This window comes from Aquimarina litoralis, from assembly GCF_019295435.1.
Taxonomy (GTDB): domain Bacteria; phylum Bacteroidota; class Bacteroidia; order Flavobacteriales; family Flavobacteriaceae; genus Aquimarina; species Aquimarina litoralis_A.
In genome coordinates this window covers 1-17,829 of sequence record NZ_WEKL01000083.1, presented here as the reverse complement: position 1 = coordinate 17,829, position 17,829 = coordinate 1, and the positions used below count along the sequence as shown (strand labels likewise).

Genomic DNA, 17,829 nt, shown 5'->3' with positions numbered 1-17,829 from the left:
CCAATTTATCCACATCACTATCATTGGTATAATACTCTTTTAAAAGTTCAAAAGCTTCACTTATTTCTATTCTATAATTAGATACATTTGTTATAGAATCAACCTTTTGTAAATAATTTAATGCTTTTTGATCATCTCTTAATTGTTGATAACATTTACCCATATACAAATAAGATGTTCTAACTTTTATGTCATTAGAATTATTCTCAAAAAGTATTATACTTTTTTGTAAACTATCAATACTTTTTTGATAATAACCTTTATAAAAATTATTGATTCCTGAGGTAAAAACTAATTCTGGATAAAAATGATGATAATAATTACTCAAACTAAGTTTAATACCTTCATTGATATAAACATTCGCAGAGTCATACATTTTCAATTTATTATAAGATTCCGCTAGCCGAAATACCGTAGCTAGATAAATCTGATCATTTTTGTTTATTTTCTTATTCCCATACAAACTTTTGTAATGCCTTTTGTGAATCTCCAGAGCTTCCTGGTTTTTACCCAAAATAGTTTTTAATTCAGCAATTTTATGTTCGGAACAAAGCACTAATATATTATGGCCATTTTCATGAGAACTATTTTTTGCTTTTAAAAAAGTGCTTAATGCTTCATCATACCTTTCCAAAGATATCAACACTCCTCCTTTCATTAAGTAACCTGTAGCAGGGTATTGACTATCCTTTATATCTTTAGTAACATCAATTATAGAATCTGTATACTTCAAAAAAAAATTATACTGTTGTTGATACATATGAAGATACATTTGATACCCATCAGCTATTAAAATTCCATCGCCAACTTTCTTAGCTTTCTTAATATAAGCATCACTAATTCTAACCTTAGCTATAGAATCTAATTCTTTTACCTTCCAGAACATATCATACAATTCTCCTAAAGTCTTGCTCTGTAAAGAATCTTTTATTGTTTGTGAACGTTGTAATTCCTGTTTTGAATATGTATAAGAAAAACATAAACAAAAAAATATAATAATTAAAGGGGTTTTCATAAAGACTTTAAGGAACTAAGCTTCTTTTCAATAATTTTTGAGTAAACATACAAAGAATTAAAACAATTTTCCAAAAACCTTACCTACTGTTAAAAATTCCAGCAATATTAGGATTACTGTCCCATTTTAATAGGTTAAAATTTATAAATCCATAGGTCAATATTTATAAATGCTTACTTACCACGCTTGATTGCAGCCATCAACTAAACCTATATTTGATCAAAACAAAAAGTAGTCATAAAGTCACAAATGACTTTAAAAAAATTGTGATTTCATTAAAACATATAAATCATGTTAAAGAAGATTGTTGCTATAGGCAATACACTAAGTAAAAAAGAACAGAAAACTATTCAAGGAGGGTTTTTATCGGAAGACCCTGATGGGGAAATAGGAGAAGGAGGACTATGCCTAAGAGGCGGGACACAATCTAATCAAAAATGTGCTGCTGGTTTAACTTGTAAGTCCAATCGTCCCGTAGGTATTGGTATTTGTGAAAGAAAACAAGAATCTATTTCACAATTCTAAATAAATAATATTTGGTCTTACAAAAACCATCCCTAATCATTACAAAAGGAATATTACTTATAATATTCCTTTTTTTTAGCTTCTTTGTCAAAAGGATTTTAAAAACATATTATTACACAGCAGCTTTAACCATATCTATCAACTAACCTAAATCTAAGGGAAACTATAATTCACTATTGAACTAGAATACATTAGCTATTAATTGAAATAGATTAAAAATAAACATTATTCGAACAAAACATTACTTCCAATAAATATTCAAAATAAGCACTTCGCCTTATATTTTTTCAATTGTATATGACTTAACAGCTTAATATCTTTATTTTACTTTCAAACGTAAAAATTCAGTCATAACTTAAAGATTTCAAACTACTATTCATTCTATTCTCGAACCAATAAATCCTTTGAATAAAATCTTTAGAGCTAAATACTAAATGATATATAGTGATATCAATTGGAATACGTTATGCTATTATTAAATTTAGCGCATAAAAAAACCCTTCATTTTGATAATGAAGGGTYTTCAAGGAAGGCGGCGACCTACTCTCCCACGATTGYAGTACCATTGGCGCTAACGGGCTTAACTTCTCTGTTCGGAATGGTAAGAGGTGAGCCCCGATGCTATAACCACCTTAAACTTTTATTAGTATCTGAGTATTCAGTACTGAGTATTGAGATATTAGATTTTTCACACATCTAACTACTCACTACTTTGTACTCAATACTAACATAATATTGTTGACATATTGATTTAAATATATAAAATACAAGAAGCTATTTACTAAACTAAACTTGYTAAGCAATTCTCCACCTTGGTATCAACGAATCAATACCAAGGTGTGCGCATAAGCCTATGGGTTATTAGTACTACTCGGCTATGACATTACTGCCTTTACACCTATAGCCTATCAACGTGGTAGTCTCCCACGACCCTTTAAAGAAATCTCATCTTGTGGTGGGTTTCGCGCTTATATGCTTTCAGCGCTTATCCCTTCCGAACGTAGCTACTCTGCAATGCTCCTGGCGGAACAACAGATACACCAGAGGTTCGTCCAACTCGGTCCTCTCGTACTAAAGTCAGATCCACTCAAATTTCTAACGCCCACTGTAGATAGAGACCGAACTGTCTCACGACGTTCTGAACCCAGCTCGCGTGCCACTTTAATGGGCGAACAGCCCAACCCTTGGGACCTTCTCCAGCCCCAGGATGTGACGAGCCGACATCGAGGTGCCAAACCCCCCCGTCGATGTGAGCTCTTGGGGGAGATCAGCCTGTTATCCCCGGAGTACCTTTTATCCTTTGAGCGATGGCCCTTCCATGCGGAACCACCGGATCACTATGCTCTACTTTCGTACCTGATCGAGCTGTATCTCTCTCAGTCAAGCCTGCTTATGCCATTGCACTCTACGCACGATTACCAACCGTACTGAGCAGACCTTTAGAAGCCTCCGTTACTCTTTTGGAGGCGACCACCCCAGTCAAACTACCCACCAAGCACTGTCCATCTCGCGATGTTAGGCTTCGAATAAGCAAAGGGTGGTATTTCAACAATGACTCCTCAACGCCTGGCGACGCCAATTCATAGTCTCCCACCTATCCTACACATTACTTATCCAAAGTCAATACTAAGCTATAGTAAAGGTTCACAGGGTCTTTTCGTCCCACAGCGGGTAACCGGCATCTTCACCGATACTACAATTTCACCGAGCTCATGGCTGAGACAGTGTCCAGATCGTTGCACCATTCGTGCAGGTCGGAACTTACCCGACAAGGAATTTCGCTACCTTAGGACCGTTATAGTTACGGCCGCCGTTTACCGGGGCTTCAATTCAGATCTTCGCCGAAGCTAAACCCTCCTCTTAACCTTCCGGCACCGGGCAGGTGTCAGGCCATATACATCATATTTCTATTTAGCATAGCCCTGTGTTTTTGATAAACAGTCGCCTGGACCTCTTCACTGCGGCCACGCCGAAGCGTGGCGACCCTTCTCCCGAAGTTACGGGTCGATTTTGCCTAGTTCCTTAGCCATGAATCTCTCGAGCACCTTAGAATTCTCATCCCAACTACCTGTGTCGGTTTACGGTACGGGCTGCTTCACTCGGTTTTCTTGGAAGTCGCGCCTCTGGATTATCACATCAGCCGAAGCCTCTGTGTACTATCGCCGTGTTACCACTGGCTTCAACGAACATTTCCGTCAGTTCGCACCAAATAAACGCCTCCGTCACTTTTAGCGTGAGCAGGTACAGGAATATTAACCTGTTGTCCATCCACTACCCCTTTCGGGTTCGCGTTAGGTCCCGACTAACCCTCAGCTGATTAGCATAGCTGAGGAAACCTTAGTCTTTCGGTGTGCGGGTTTCTCGCCCGCATTATCGTTACTTATGCCTACATTTTCTTTTGTAGCTACTCCAGCAAGAATCGCCTCTCACCTTCAACGTCACTACAATGCTCCCCTACCACTCCTTACGAAGTCCATAGCTTCGGTAATATGCTTATGCCCGATTATTATCCATGCCGAACCGCTCGACTAGTGAGCTGTTACGCACTCTTTAAATGAATGGCTGCTTCCAAGCCAACATCCTAGCTGTCTAAGCAGTTCAACCGCGTTTATTCAACTTAGCATATATTTAGGGACCTTAGCTGATGGTCTGGGTTCTTTCCCTCTCGGACATGGACCTTAGCACCCATGCCCTCACTGCTGATCATCATTTTATAGCATTCGGAGTTTGTCAGGAATTGGTAGGCGGTGAAGCCCCCGCATCCAATCAGTAGCTCTACCTCTATAAAACTATATATCAACGCTGCACCTAAATGCATTTCGGGGAGTACGAGCTATTTCCGAGTTTGATTGGCCTTTCACCCCTACCCTCAGGTCATCCCAAGACTTTTCAACGTCAACGGGTTCGGTCCTCCACTTTGGGTTAACAAAGCTTCAACCTGCCCAAGGGTAGATCACACGGTTTCGCGTCTACTACTACTAACTAAACGCCCTATTCAGACTCGCTTTCGCTTCGGCTGCGATTCTTAAAATCTTAACCTTGCTAGTAAAAGTAACTCGTAGGCTCATTATGCAAAAGGCACGCCGTCACTTATCGCTCCGACCGCTTGTAAGCGTATGGTTTCAGGATCTATTTCACTCCCTTATTCAGGGTTCTTTTCACCTTTCCCTCACGGTACTGGTTCACTATCGGTCTCTCAGGAGTATTTAGCCTTATGGGATGGTCCCCACAGATTCATACAGGGTTACACGTGCCCCGCACTACTCAGGATACCACTAAATCAATATATCTTACCTATACGGGACTATCACCCTCTATGGCATGTCTTTCCAAACACTTCTAATTCAATATAAATCTTATAACGTGGTCCTACAACCCCGATATTGCCGTAACAACATCGGTTTGGGCTAATCCGCGTTCGCTCGCCACTACTAACGGAATCACTATTGTTTTCTTCTCCTCCGGGTACTTAGATGTTTCAGTTCTCCGGGTTCGCCTCCTTACGGATACTATATCTTCAATATAGTGGGTTGCCCCATTCGGATATCTGCGGATCATAGTGTATGTGCCACTCCCCACAGCTTTTCGCAGCTTATCACGTCCTTCATCGCCTCTGAGAGCCTAGGCATTCCCCATACGCCCTTAATTAGCTTATGCGTCTTGCTTTAACTTGCTCTTTTAGTTTTTATCAGTATCTAGTAGTTAGTATATAGTAGTTAATAAATAACAACGCTATAAACTCCTAAAAACTGAGCTCTTTTGTCGTTAAATGTCTCCTGTGAAAACATCTAACGCTCGTATTCTTTAAATCAATATGTCAATGAACTTTCTAATATAGTAAGGAGTATTTAGAGGTAAGTAATGAGAAAAAAATCTCAATACTCAATACCAATAGCTCAATACTAATTATCGTGGAGAATACCGGAGTCGAACCGGTGACCTCCTGCGTGCAAGGCAGGCGCTCTAGCCAGCTGAGCTAATTCCCCATATACTAGTAGTTAGTACATAGTATCTAGTAGTTAGATAAAACTACCCACTCAACTTCTAGAATTTCCTTTAATTCAATATATAATCAATGAACTCAATTAATTAATAATTCATAATTACTAATTAATAATCGCAAGCTTAGCTTGCTCAGTAGTCTCAGGCAGACTCGAACTGCCGACCTCTACATTATCAGTGTAGCGCTCTAACCAGCTGAGCTATGAGACTGTCATTATAGTAGTGAGTATTCAGTAATGAGTAATTAGACAAAAAACTCTTCCTCTCTTAATACTTAATACCCTGTACTCAATACTAAAATAAATTAATTAACAGCTAAGACTAAAAATAATCCCTAACAAACAATTCCTGTGTGTCATAACTTCTCTAGAAAGGAGGTGTTCCAGCCGCACCTTCCGGTACGGCTACCTTGTTACGACTTAGCCCCAGTTACCAGTTTTACCCTAGGCCGCTCCTTGCGGTGACGGACTTCAGGTACCCCCAGCTTCCATGGCTTGACGGGCGGTGTGTACAAGGCCCGGGAACGTATTCACCGGATCATGGCTGATATCCGATTACTAGCGATTCCAGCTTCACGGAGTCGAGTTGCAGACTCCGATCCGAACTGTGATAGGTTTTATAGATTCGCTCCTTGTCACCAAGTGGCTGCTCTCTGTACCTACCATTGTAGCACGTGTGTGGCCCAGGACGTAAGGGCCGTGATGATTTGACGTCATCCCCACCTTCCTCGCGGTTTGCACCGGCAGTCTTGCTAGAGTTCCCGACATTACTCGCTGGCAACTAACAACAGGGGTTGCGCTCGTTATAGGACTTAACCTGACACCTCACGGCACGAGCTGACGACAACCATGCAGCACCTTGTAATCTGTCCGAAGAAAACTCTATCTCTAAAGCTGTCAGACTACATTTAAGCCCTGGTAAGGTTCCTCGCGTATCATCGAATTAAACCACATGCTCCACCGCTTGTGCGGGCCCCCGTCAATTCCTTTGAGTTTCATTCTTGCGAACGTACTCCCCAGGTGGGTTACTTATCACTTTCGCTTAGCCACTCAGTCCGAAAACCGAACAGCTAGTAACCATCGTTTACGGCGTGGACTACCAGGGTATCTAATCCTGTTCGCTACCCACGCTTTCGTCCCTTAGCGTCAATACATTATTAGTGATCTGCCTTCGCAATCGGTATTCTAAGTAATATCTATGCATTTCACCGCTACACTACTTATTCTAACCACTTCATAATGATTCAAGACTTGCAGTATCAATGGCAATTTTCCGGTTGAGCCGAAAACTTTCACCACTGACTTACAAACCCGCCTACGGACCCTTTAAACCCAATGATTCCGGATAACGCTTGGATCCTCCGTATTACCGCGGCTGCTGGCACGGAGTTAGCCGATCCTTATTCGTAGAGTACCGTCAGAGCTCGACACGTCGAGCGGTTTCTTCCTCTATAAAAGTAGTTTACAACCCATAGGGCAGTCTTCCTACACGCGGCATGGCTGGATCAGAGTTGCCTCCATTGTCCAATATTCCTCACTGCTGCCTCCCGTAGGAGTCTGGTCCGTGTCTCAGTACCAGTGTGGGGGATCTCCCTCTCAGGACCCCTATCTATCGTCGCCTTGGTATGCCGTTACCATACCAACTAGCTAATAGAACGCATAGCCATCTTATAGCGATAAATCTTTAATCTTTAATCAATGCTGATTTAAGAYACTATAAGGTATTAATCCAAATTTCTCTGGGCTATCCCTTACTATAAGGTAGGTTCTATACGCGTTACGCACCCGTGCGCCGGTCGTCATCTAAAGTGCAAGCACTCTAATGTTACCCCTCGACTTGCATGTGTTAAGCCTGCCGCTAGCGTTCATCCTGAGAATATCAGTATAACCAATATTAATACGCGCTGTCAATCAATATATCAATGAACTCTTTTATACAACCTAACACAATCTCCATCGCTGGCTGTAATTCGTTAATCAATAAGGAATCGAACCCTATAAGCAACCTAAATCACCCTACTCCAGTATAACTATTTCTGYTTATGAACTCAGCTTGTTTCTCAAAGCGGGTGCAAATATAAAACGCTTTTTTATTCCCCGCAAAACTTTTTTGAACTTTTTTTTAGAAAAATTTTATCTCAATAAAATTAACTTCTTCTCAAACTCCAAAAAACCAAACCCTCTCAATGAACTAACAAAACTTATCCCGTTTTGCGGGTGCAAACATACAACCCTTTTTCTTTTCAACAACAAAAAAAAACAACTTTTTTTTAACCTTTTTGTAAAACCCTCTAAACATTAACTTTACACATCAAAAAAAATTACAAAAGAATTCAAATAACCAAAACAGCATAAACAAAATCTAAAAAACCATTAGAAAATTTGTCAAATTATCCTCCGAACCTAAGTGGAGTTTACAACCTACTAACTTTTTACACCAGAAATCTCTATATCTAATATGGTTCCTCGATTTACAACAGAATCCACCACAAGCCTCCCATTCAAATTTTTAAGTCGTTCTCTAACACTTTGCAGCCCTATTCCTTCATTAACTACTTCTGACTTAAAGCCTATTCCATTATCTTCATAAATAATATGGAAATTATTATTTAGCAAATCTAACTGAACAGATATTTCGGTCGCTCTTGCATGTTTCAAAGTATTGGTCAGAAGTTCCTGAATGATTCTAWAAACTTCTACCGATAACTTCTCATCAAGTTTATCTACTTTCTTTTTAGGAAATACACTTAAAATAATTTTAACCTCACTATTAGCAACCATTTCATTTAGATACTCTTCTAAAACATCCGAAAATCTATTTCCATAAAAATTATCAGGTATGAGATTATGCGAAATTTTTCTAACTAAATGATATGTTTCATCTACTTGTTTTTTTATTACACCCAAATCCTTATTTTGACCTGCAATTGAACCTAATTTTAAATTGATAGCAGCTAAATTACCTCCTATACTATCATGTAGATCTTGTGCTATTCTTCTTCGTTCCACATTCTGAACATCTAAAGAAGTTTTGATTAACTTTAATTCTTGTTCTTTAACTAAAGATTTAATTCGTTCTTCATTAATCTCCTCTCGCTGTTTACTTAATTTATTTTTTGCTGATAGTTTCTGCCTATAAAAAACAATTAAGACAATACTAGAAATCGTTACCAGTAAAAAACCATAAACAAGAAATCGCATATGTTTGCGCTTTGATGACAAAAGATTATCCTTGATTTGTTGGTTTTTTTGGAGTAATTCAATTTTCTTCTCTCTATCAAGAATATCATATTTCACCAATAACTCTGCAATCTTCTTATCCTTTTGGATTTTAAGCAAACTATCTTTTAACTGATACCTCAATGTTGTATATGCTTCAGCTTCTTTATATTTGTTTTGCTCCTTTAACGTGTTACTAAGGTTTTCTAAAATTTGAATTTCAATATCAATAAATCCTTTAGATTTTACTCTTTTTAAAAGATCTGAATAGATATTTATTGCTTTTGGAAAGTTACCTTTCTTATGGTATGCCTGAGCCATAGTATTCCCTGAGAGCAATACAAATTTCAAATTTTTATCCTCAAACATATTTTGCACCAGTTTTCCATAATAAATAGCTTCATCAAATTCATCCATTTTAAGATAACAAGCACTAATACTCTCTAAACAATACCCTCTTGCTTTATAACCTTCTGGCGCTTCGCAAGCTTTATTTAAATACAATAAAGCATCTTTAAACTCTCCTTTTCTAGAATAAATCTGACCTAAATTATTATATGAAAAGTAGATAGTACTATTATTTTCATCTAACGCTATACTTTTCTTATAATAAGGAATTGCTTTATCATACTCCTTTTGATCTAGGTAATAATCCGCTAAACCTCTAACATGATGAACGGACATTTCATCACTAACCAATTCTTTTTCGTACAGGTCTAATCCTTTTAAATGATACTCACCTCTAATTGTAACCAATCCTTTAAAACCATATCCAACAGCCAGCATATTATAAGCTTTACTTAGCCATTGATAGGATAGAGAATCTTTTTTACCTATAGATAGTTCATAAATTTGATTCCCGTAATAAATAGTAGAATCTGCAACTTCCTTCTCCATATAATAACGCCCTAAATAATCCAATCCCCAAATCCGAGCTTGTTCATTATCTAAAAGTGGTTTAACTAAGGGAAAAAACTCTTCAGGATTCAAATCATTCATATTCTTAAGTTTCTCCTCTAAATCTTTGCTAACAAAATTTGTTTCTTGGGAAAAGACAACTTGATCACTCATAAACAACACTAAAAAAAATATTGCTGCTATGATATAGTTATAATTGAAGATTTTATCTTTAACTGCAAGCGTATTCATTATAAAAGTCTAGGGCAAAAGATGCTTACCATTAGAACAAATGAACAAAAAAGAATAGATATCTCGTTATTTCGTTATGTTTTTTTTTGAAAACTAAATCAAAAATTTCATTAATATCGTTATTCTTTTTCAATACTTTATTTAGAGTTGTTTTTTTAAAGACTCATGACATTACTACTTCTTTACAATTTATTTACTTTAAATAATTAGTAATTATTGTGAAGGTTTTTAATATCCTATTATCTTTGCGGACTTAATAATAATTACAATGATCAAGATTACATTACCTGACGGTTCAGTTAGAGAATATGAAAGTAGTTTAACTGCTATGGATGTTGCAAAAGATATTAGTGAAGGCTTTGCACGAAATGTTATTTCAGCAAAGTTTAATGACACTATCATAGAAACCTCGACAACATTGACAACCGATGGAAATCTAGTCTTATTTACTTGGAAAGATGATGAAGGAAAAACTGCTTTTAGACATTCTACTTCTCATGTTTTAGCACAAGCTTTAGAGGAATTATATCCAGGTGTCAAACTTTCAATAGGTCCTGCGATTGAAAATGGTTTCTATTATGATGTAGATTTAGGAGATCGAACTATATCTGACAAAGATTTTAAAAAGATTGAAGATAAGATGCTAGAGATCGCAAGAGGAAAACATGATTTTAAAATGAGATCAGTTTCCAAGGAGGATGCTTTAGCAAAATATAAAGAAGAAGGTAATGAATATAAGGTTGAACTTATAGAAAACCTAGAAGATGGAACAATTACTTTCTGCGATCATGATACTTTTACAGATCTTTGTCGAGGAGGACATATTCCCAATACAGGTTTAATTAAAGCTGTAAAAATCATGAGTGTTGCTGGAGCTTATTGGAGAGGAGATGAAAATAATAAGCAGCTTACCAGAGTTTATGGAACTTCTTTTCCAAAACAAAAAGAACTTAAGGAGTACTTAGAGCTTTTGGAAGAAGCAAAAAAACGTGATCATAGAAAAATAGGAAAGGAACTTGGTTTTTTTGCCTTCTCGCAAAGGGTTGGACAGGGATTACCTTTATGGTTACCAAAAGGAGCTGCGTTACGTGAACGTTTGGAACAGTTTTTAAAGAAAGCTCAGAAAAAAGCTGGGTATGAAATGGTAGTTACTCCCCATATTGGTCAAAAAGATCTTTATGTAACTTCTGGTCATTATGCCAAGTACGGAGAAGATAGTTTTCAACCAATACATACTCCTGCAGACGATGAAGAGTTTTTATTAAAGCCTATGAATTGCCCTCATCATTGTGAGATTTACAAAAGCTCTCCATGGTCTTATAGAGATTTACCAATCCGTTATGCTGAGTTTGGTACAGTTTATAGATATGAACAAAGTGGAGAACTCCACGGTCTTACAAGAGTACGAGGATTCACTCAGGATGATGCACATATCTTCTGTACTCCTGACCAACTAGATGAAGAGTTCAAAAAAGTTATAGATCTTGTATTATATGTATTTAGCTCATTAGGATTTGATAACTTTACAGCGCAGGTATCGGTTAGAGATCTTGACAATCCAGAAAAATATATTGGAGACGCTGATAATTGGACTAAAGCTGAAAAWGCAATTATTAACGCTGCAAAAGACAAAGGTTTAGATTTTGTTGTTGAAAGTGGTGAAGCTGCATTTTACGGTCCTAAGTTAGATTTCATGGTAAAAGATGCTTTAGGAAGAAGCTGGCAATTAGGAACTATACAGGTAGACTACAATTTACCTGAACGTTTCGATTTGGAATATAAGGGAAGTGATAATGAAATGCACCGACCTATAATGATTCATAGAGCTCCTTTCGGAAGTATGGAAAGATTCATTGCAATTCTATTGGAACATACCGCTGGAAACTTCCCACTTTGGTTAACACCTGAACAAGTTATTATCCTATCAATCAGCGAGAAATATGAAAAATACGCGGAAAAAGTTTTAAATTTGTTAGAAAATAACGAAATTCGCGCGCTTGCTGATCACAGAAACGAAACGATGGGTAAAAAGATAAGGGAAGCAGAAATGAAAAAAATTCCTTACATTGTTATTGTTGGAGAGCAAGAAGAGAAAAACAACACGATATCTGTAAGAAAACACGGTGGTGAAGACGTTGGATCTATCAGTATCGAAAAATTTACTGAAATAATAACAGAAGAAATAAATAAGACGTTATTACCATTTAATGGATAACATAAAACAAATTTTAAGTTTAATTTAAATTTTTAAGTCATAGCAATAAGAAGAAGAAGGTCTCAGAAACCAGCAAGAATAATTAAAGAAGATGCTCACAGAATCAACCATAAAATTAGAGTTGATGAAGTACGTCTTGTGGGCGATAATGTAGAAGTTGGGGTATATCCAACTCGAAAAGCGCTAGCACTTGCTGAAGAGCAAGAATTAGATCTTGTAGAAATTTCTCCAAAGGCAGTACCTCCTGTTTGTAAAATCATGGACTACAAGAAGTTCTTATACGAGCAGAAAAAAAGGGACAAAGCTCTTAAAAACAAGGCCACTAAAGTAACTATAAAAGAAATTAGATTTGGTCCTAATACCGATGAACATGATTACGAGTTTAAGAAAAAGCATGCTATCAAGTTTTTAAGTGAAGGAGCGAAATTAAAAGCCTATGTTTTCTTTAAGGGGCGTTCTATAATCTATAAAGATCAAGGACAAATATTACTATTAAGACTTGCTCAAGAACTAGAAGATTATGGTAAAGTAGAACAAATGCCTAAGCTAGAAGGGAAAAGAATGATAATGTTCATAGCGCCTAAAAAGACTAAGTAATAAAAAATAAACTTCTGTAATATAGAAGTGAACAATAATAAGTGAGATTATTATAAAAACAAGGATCAATGCCTAAAATGAAAACAAAATCCAGTGCTAAAAAGCGTTTTAAGCTTACCGGTACTGGTAAAATCAAAAGAAAGCACGCTTTTAAAAGTCACATCTTAACAAAGAAGTCTAAAAAGCGTAAGCTAGCTTTAACGCACTCTACATTAGTGCATAAAAGCGATGAAAATAGTATTAAAGAACAATTACGTTTGAAGTAGTCATTCTTTAATCAGGTTAAAATTATTATAAACCCAGGAGTTGGGCCTTTTATTAAATAAAAGACGAAGTGTCAGAATGTTGACCGCCTACTACTAAAAAATTTAAAATTATGCCAAGATCAGTAAACTCTGTTGCGAAAAGAGCTAGAAGAAAAAGAGTTCTTAAGCAAGCAAAAGGATACTTCGGACGTCGTAAAAACGTTTGGACAGTAGCAAAAAATGCAGTTGATAAAGCAATGTCATATGCTTATAGAGACCGCAGAAACAAAAAAAGAACTTTCCGTGCTTTATGGATCACTCGTATTAATGCAGGTGCTCGTTTACACGGTATGTCTTATTCTCAATTTATGGGAAAAGTAAAAGCTAATAATATCGAATTGAATCGTAAGGTTCTTGCAGATTTAGCTATGAACAACCCAGAAGCTTTTAAAGCGATTGTAGAAAAAGTAAAGTAATTTTTTAAAACAATAATATTTTCTCACTTATAAAAAAACCTCGTCCATTTGACGAGGTTTTTTGTTATTCAATACTTTTATTATCACAATCAATCTTTCAACCATATTTAAACACCATTATCCATTTTTAATAAATATTCCGGAATACAGATTTGAAATACATAATTTGACTTATTTACAGAAGTGWTAAAATCAAAAAGATTCGAGTCAAATTGAAAGTACAATAATTGTTTCACAAAAATATTTAATGTTATTTTACAAATTGATAGAAACCTATTAGCAACATGCTCCTAATATCAAGTTTACAAAATCCTAAAATCAAATTCTTGCATCAACTAAAAGAAAAATCTAGGTTACGCAAGAGAGAACAACAGTTTGTAATCGAAGGAAAAAGGGAAATTTCTTTAGCTATTCATGGAGGATATCAATTATTGCAAGTATACCACTGCCCTACTATCATTTCCATGGATGAAGTTTCATTGACTTTAAAAAATAACCCTTACTCGATTGAAATTTTCGAAATAACTCTAGAGATCTATCAAAAGCTTTCTCACAGATCTACTACCGAAGGAATTCTAGCAATTGCAAAATCTAAAGATACATCTCTAGAAAATCTTGATTTAAATAATCCAAACCCATTAATCTTAGTTGCAGAATCCCCAGAAAAACCGGGAAATATCGGTGCTTTATTGCGTACAGCTGATGCTGCTAAAGTAGATACTGTTTTAATAGCAAATCCTAAAACAGATCTTTATAATCCAAACATTATAAGATCCAGTGTTGGATGTGTTTTTACCAACAAAATTGGCACGGGTTCCACTAGGGAAATAATCACTTTTTTAAACAACAGAAACATTGCTATTTATGGAGCTGCCTTACAATCTTCAGAAAATTATTATACCCAAGATTATACTAAAGCAACTGCAATTGTCGTTGGTACAGAAGATAAAGGCTTAACCGATGAGTGGTTAGATAACACTACACAAAATATCAAAATCCCCATGAGTGGTGTTATAGATTCAATGAATGTTTCAGTAGCTGCAGGAATACTAATTTTTGAAGCAAAACGACAGCGTGATTTTGTTGTCTGATACTTAAAAAATCATTAACTTACTAGACCTACAAATCCCAAAGCTACAAACCTATAGAAATGACATCAAACATGCTCTTTAATCTATTGATTGCTATAATTATAATAGTATTTCTAATAGATTCTTTATTAGACATTCTTAACGCTAGGCATTACAAAAATAATATCCCAGAAGAACTTTTAGATGTCTATCCAGAAGATGAATATCAAAAATCAATAGCATATAAAGAAGCTAATTATAAATTTAAGCTAATCTCTTCTTCAATTTCCCTATGTATCATGCTTCTTTTCTTTTTTCTAGATGGATTTGCCTTAGTAGACGGAATTGCAAGAAACTTTTCTAATAACCCCATTATAGTCGGGCTTTTATTTTTTGGAATTATCATGATTAGTAGTGATATCCTTTCGACTCCAGCTGCTTATTATAAAACTTTTGTGATTGAAGAGCAGTTTGGTTTTAACAAGACTACTATAAGAACTTTTTTTATAGATAAAATAAAAGGGATCATAATGATGATTATTGTTGGTGGCGGTTTACTTGCTTTAATAATGTGGTTTTATGAAATTACTGGTAAATATTTTTGGTTATACGCTTGGGCATTAATTTCTATATTCACTCTGGCCATGAATATGTTTTATGCAAAATTAATAGTTCCGCTGTTTAATAAACAAACACCTTTAGAGCCTGGAGAACTTAGAGATACCATTCAAGAGTATTCTATGAATGTTGGGTTTCGCTTAAAAGACATTTTTGTAATAGATGGATCCAAAAGAAGTACAAAAGCAAATGCATATTTCTCTGGATTGGGTAGTGAAAAAAGAATCACTCTTTATGACACGCTAATTAAAGATCTAAATAAAGAAGAAATCGTAGCCGTATTAGCACACGAAGTAGGACATTATAAAAAAAGACATGTTATTATAAATCTTCTTTTATCTATTTTGTTAACAGGAATTACATTGTGGTTTTTATCTCTTTTTATTGCAAACCCCCTTCTTTCAGAAGCATTAGCTGTCAAAGTACCTTCTTTTCATATTGGATTAATTGCATTTGGAATTTTATACAGCCCAATTTCTGAAGTTACTGGTCTTATCATGAATGTAGTCTCAAGAGCTTTTGAATACCAAGCTGACGATTATGCAAAAAACTCCTATGATGGAGAAGCACTTATTAATAGCCTAAAAAAATTATCTAAAAATAATCTAAGTAACCTAACGCCTCATCCAGCGATGGTATTTATACATTACTCACACCCAACGCTTTTGCAAAGAATCAAAAATATACGCAAATAATTGAAGGGAGATAGTCTTGGTGATTACAATTCTTAGTTGTATTTTTAACTACTGCTCTTGTTCTTAACATAAAGAAATCAAGAGTATTTCGCACAATCATATTGAAAAAGGCTTTCTAAGAAAACTTTGTAGTATGACCGAAGCCGCTATAGAACAGGAAAACAAACAAATTGCCAAGCAATATAAAGAACTGCTTCGTATTAGTTATAGAGATCTAAGTAAAGATGACAAAAAGCTAATACGACAAGCGTTTGATGTTGCCGTAGATGCGCATAAAGATCAACGTCGAAAAAGTGGAGAAGCCTATATCTTCCACCCTATCGCTGTTGCCAAAATAGTCGCAAGTGAAATAGGATTAGATGCTACTTCTATTGCTGCTGCATTGCTCCATGATGTTGTTGAAGATACCGAATATACATTGGTAGATATTGAGCAAATGTTTGGAGAAACCGTTGCTCGTATCGTAGATGGATTAACAAAAATATCTTCCCTAAAAAAGGATAAAGATATTTCCTTACAAGCTGAAAATTTTAGAAAAATGTTACTTACCCTTAATGATGATGTAAGGGTAATCATTATTAAAATTGCTGATCGTTTGCATAATATGCAAACTATGGATGCTATGCGACCGGACAAGCAGGTAAAAATAGCATCCGAAACACTATACATCTATGCTCCTCTAGCACATAGAATTGGGCTTTATAACATTAAAACAGAATTAGAAGATTTAGGTCTAAAATATACAGAACCTGAAGTATACAAGGACATTCTTGAAAAAATTAAAGAAAGTAAAGAAGAGCAAGATGCCTATATAAAAAGATTTTCTGACAAGATCAAAGAAGGGCTAGATAGAGAAGGGTTGGATTATGAAATCAAAGGAAGACCAAAATCTATTTTTTCTATTAGACGTAAAATTCTAAAACAAAACATTTCCTTTGATGAAGTCTATGATAAATTTGCTATACGAATTATCTACAAAGCAAGTGATGTCGAAAATGAAAAGTTCATTGCTTGGAAGATATACACCATAGTTACAGACTATTATCGACCTAATCCTATACGACTTAGAGATTGGATTTCTCAGCCTAAATCTACGGGATATGAAGCCCTACACATAACAGTTATTGGACCAGATAGTAGATGGGTAGAAGTTCAAATACGAAGTGAGCGAATGCACGAAATTGCTGAAAAGGGATATGCAGCACATTATAAATATAAAAACACTGAAGAAAAACAAGATCAAGGATTAGATGGTTGGTTAAACAGACTTCAAGAAGCATTAGAGAATTCTGAGGCGAATGCAGTAGATTTTGTGGAAGAGTTTAAATTAAACCTCTATTCTAAAGAAATATTTGTTTTTACTCCTGAAGGAGATCTCAAATCCTTACCTAAAGGTGCTACAGCATTAGATTTTGGCTTTAGTGTACATACCGAAGTTGGACTAAGAACCAGAGGAGCAAGAGTGAATAATAAACTGGTTCCTTTAAGTCATGAATTAAAAAGTGGCGATCAAGTAGAAATTATTACTTCAAACAAATCAAAACCCACATCTACTTGGTTAGATTATGCCACAACCGCTAGAGCAAGGTCCAAAATTAAATCGGCTTTACGAGATGAGAAAAAACAAATTGCGGAAGAAGGTAAAGTAGTTCTGAAACGTAAGCTACGCTCTCAAAAGATTACCATGGGAGAAAAAGTGGTTAATGAACTTGTTTTATATTTTAAATTAAAAACCAGTCAAGATTTATTCTACCGTGTAGGAATTGGTACCATAGATAATCAAAAAATCAAAGAATTTGCTACCACTCGAAGTAATGTCTTCATGAATTTTATTAAAAATAAGATTCGACGTGGTAATGCAAAAGACTTGAACAAAGATGAGATCACCTCTAAATATGATCTGTTAGTCTTCGGAAAAGACTCCGAGAAATTAGAATACAAATTATCTAATTGTTGTAATCCAATTGCTGGAGATGATGTTTTCGGTTTTATAACTGTAAATGA

Annotated in this window: 10 protein-coding genes, 2 tRNA genes and 3 rRNA genes; 8 read left to right on the top strand and 7 right to left on the bottom strand. The window is 35.7% G+C overall.

Translation table 11 applies throughout. The features are described 5' to 3' along the window. A partial coding sequence (locus GBO31_RS22925; RefSeq protein WP_219010939.1) for a tetratricopeptide repeat protein occupies window positions 1–1,015 on the bottom strand: 1,015 nt, incomplete at its 3' end. A gap of 291 nt (window positions 1,016–1,306) precedes the next feature. Here GBO31_RS22925 and GBO31_RS22920 point away from each other — a divergent pair. Next, window positions 1,307–1,540 carry a hypothetical protein gene (locus tag GBO31_RS22920; protein ID WP_219010938.1) on the top strand — a complete coding sequence of 78 codons (234 nt, stop codon included), beginning with the start codon at window positions 1,307–1,309 and terminating at the stop codon, window positions 1,538–1,540. Window positions 1,541–2,067: 527 nt separating this feature from the next. Here GBO31_RS22920 and rrf read toward each other — a convergent pair. From rrf to GBO31_RS22890, 6 genes are all read right to left on the bottom strand, one after another. Continuing rightward, window positions 2,068–2,175 (bottom strand): 5S ribosomal RNA (gene rrf / locus GBO31_RS22915). A gap of 206 nt (window positions 2,176–2,381) precedes the next feature. Further along, window positions 2,382–5,197 (bottom strand): 23S ribosomal RNA (locus GBO31_RS22910). Between the two features lie 255 nt (window positions 5,198–5,452). Beyond that, a tRNA-Ala gene (locus tag GBO31_RS22905) sits at window positions 5,453–5,526 on the bottom strand. A 152-nt stretch (window positions 5,527–5,678) separates the two neighbouring features. Beyond that, window positions 5,679–5,752 (bottom strand) — tRNA-Ile (locus GBO31_RS22900). 160 nt (window positions 5,753–5,912) lie between these two features. Continuing rightward, window positions 5,913–7,430, bottom strand: a 16S ribosomal RNA gene (locus GBO31_RS22895). Together the 16S, 23S and 5S rRNA genes with 2 tRNA genes alongside form the textbook arrangement of a ribosomal RNA operon. Window positions 7,431–7,965: 535 nt before the next feature. Then, window positions 7,966–9,909: a tetratricopeptide repeat-containing sensor histidine kinase gene (locus GBO31_RS22890; protein ID WP_219010937.1), complete on the bottom strand. Its 1,944-nt coding sequence runs from the start codon at window positions 9,907–9,909 to the stop codon at window positions 7,966–7,968. A 268-nt stretch (window positions 9,910–10,177) separates the two neighbouring features. On the opposite strand from GBO31_RS22890, the gene thrS reads away from it, so the two are divergent. The 7 genes from thrS to GBO31_RS22855 form a co-directional block, all read left to right on the top strand. Further along, on the top strand, window positions 10,178–12,124 hold the full coding sequence (gene thrS / locus GBO31_RS22885) for a threonine--tRNA ligase (protein ID WP_219010936.1): 1,947 nt from the start codon (window positions 10,178–10,180) through the stop codon (window positions 12,122–12,124). 81 nt (window positions 12,125–12,205) lie between these two features. After that, window positions 12,206–12,721: a translation initiation factor IF-3 gene (gene infC, locus GBO31_RS22880; protein ID WP_343211338.1), complete on the top strand. Its 516-nt coding sequence runs from the start codon at window positions 12,206–12,208 to the stop codon at window positions 12,719–12,721. Window positions 12,722–12,789: 68 nt separating this feature from the next. Then, the gene (gene rpmI / locus GBO31_RS22875; RefSeq protein WP_027394180.1) at window positions 12,790–12,987 is read left to right on the top strand and encodes a 50S ribosomal protein L35; all 198 of its coding nucleotides are present in this window, start codon (window positions 12,790–12,792) and stop codon (window positions 12,985–12,987) included. A gap of 110 nt (window positions 12,988–13,097) precedes the next feature. Beyond that, window positions 13,098–13,442: a 50S ribosomal protein L20 gene (rplT, locus tag GBO31_RS22870; RefSeq protein ID WP_219010935.1), complete on the top strand. Its 345-nt coding sequence runs from the start codon at window positions 13,098–13,100 to the stop codon at window positions 13,440–13,442. Between the two features lie 284 nt (window positions 13,443–13,726). Beyond that, window positions 13,727–14,533, top strand: a complete 807-nt coding sequence (locus GBO31_RS22865; protein WP_219010934.1) for a TrmH family RNA methyltransferase — start codon at window positions 13,727–13,729, stop codon at window positions 14,531–14,533. Window positions 14,534–14,592: 59 nt separating this feature from the next. Then, complete coding sequence (locus GBO31_RS22860; RefSeq protein ID WP_219010933.1) at window positions 14,593–15,825, top strand: M48 family metallopeptidase; 1,233 nt, start codon at window positions 14,593–14,595, stop codon at window positions 15,823–15,825. 133 nt (window positions 15,826–15,958) lie between these two features. After that, the coding region (locus tag GBO31_RS22855) for a RelA/SpoT family protein (RefSeq protein ID WP_219010932.1) at window positions 15,959–17,829 on the top strand (1,871 nt) is incomplete at its 3' end.

What these genes read in the sequence shown, in the direction of transcription:
- GBO31_RS22920 (WP_219010938.1), top strand. Translation starts at nt 1,307, where the DNA reads ATGTTAAAGAAGATTGTTGCTATAGGCAATACACTAAGTAAAAAAGAA.
- GBO31_RS22860 (WP_219010933.1), top strand. Translation starts at nt 14,593, where the DNA reads ATGACATCAAACATGCTCTTTAATCTATTGATTGCTATAATTATAATA.
- rplT (WP_219010935.1), top strand. Translation starts at nt 13,098, where the DNA reads ATGCCAAGATCAGTAAACTCTGTTGCGAAAAGAGCTAGAAGAAAAAGA.
- rpmI (WP_027394180.1), top strand. Translation starts at nt 12,790, where the DNA reads ATGCCTAAAATGAAAACAAAATCCAGTGCTAAAAAGCGTTTTAAGCTT.
- GBO31_RS22865 (WP_219010934.1), top strand. Translation starts at nt 13,727, where the DNA reads ATGCTCCTAATATCAAGTTTACAAAATCCTAAAATCAAATTCTTGCAT.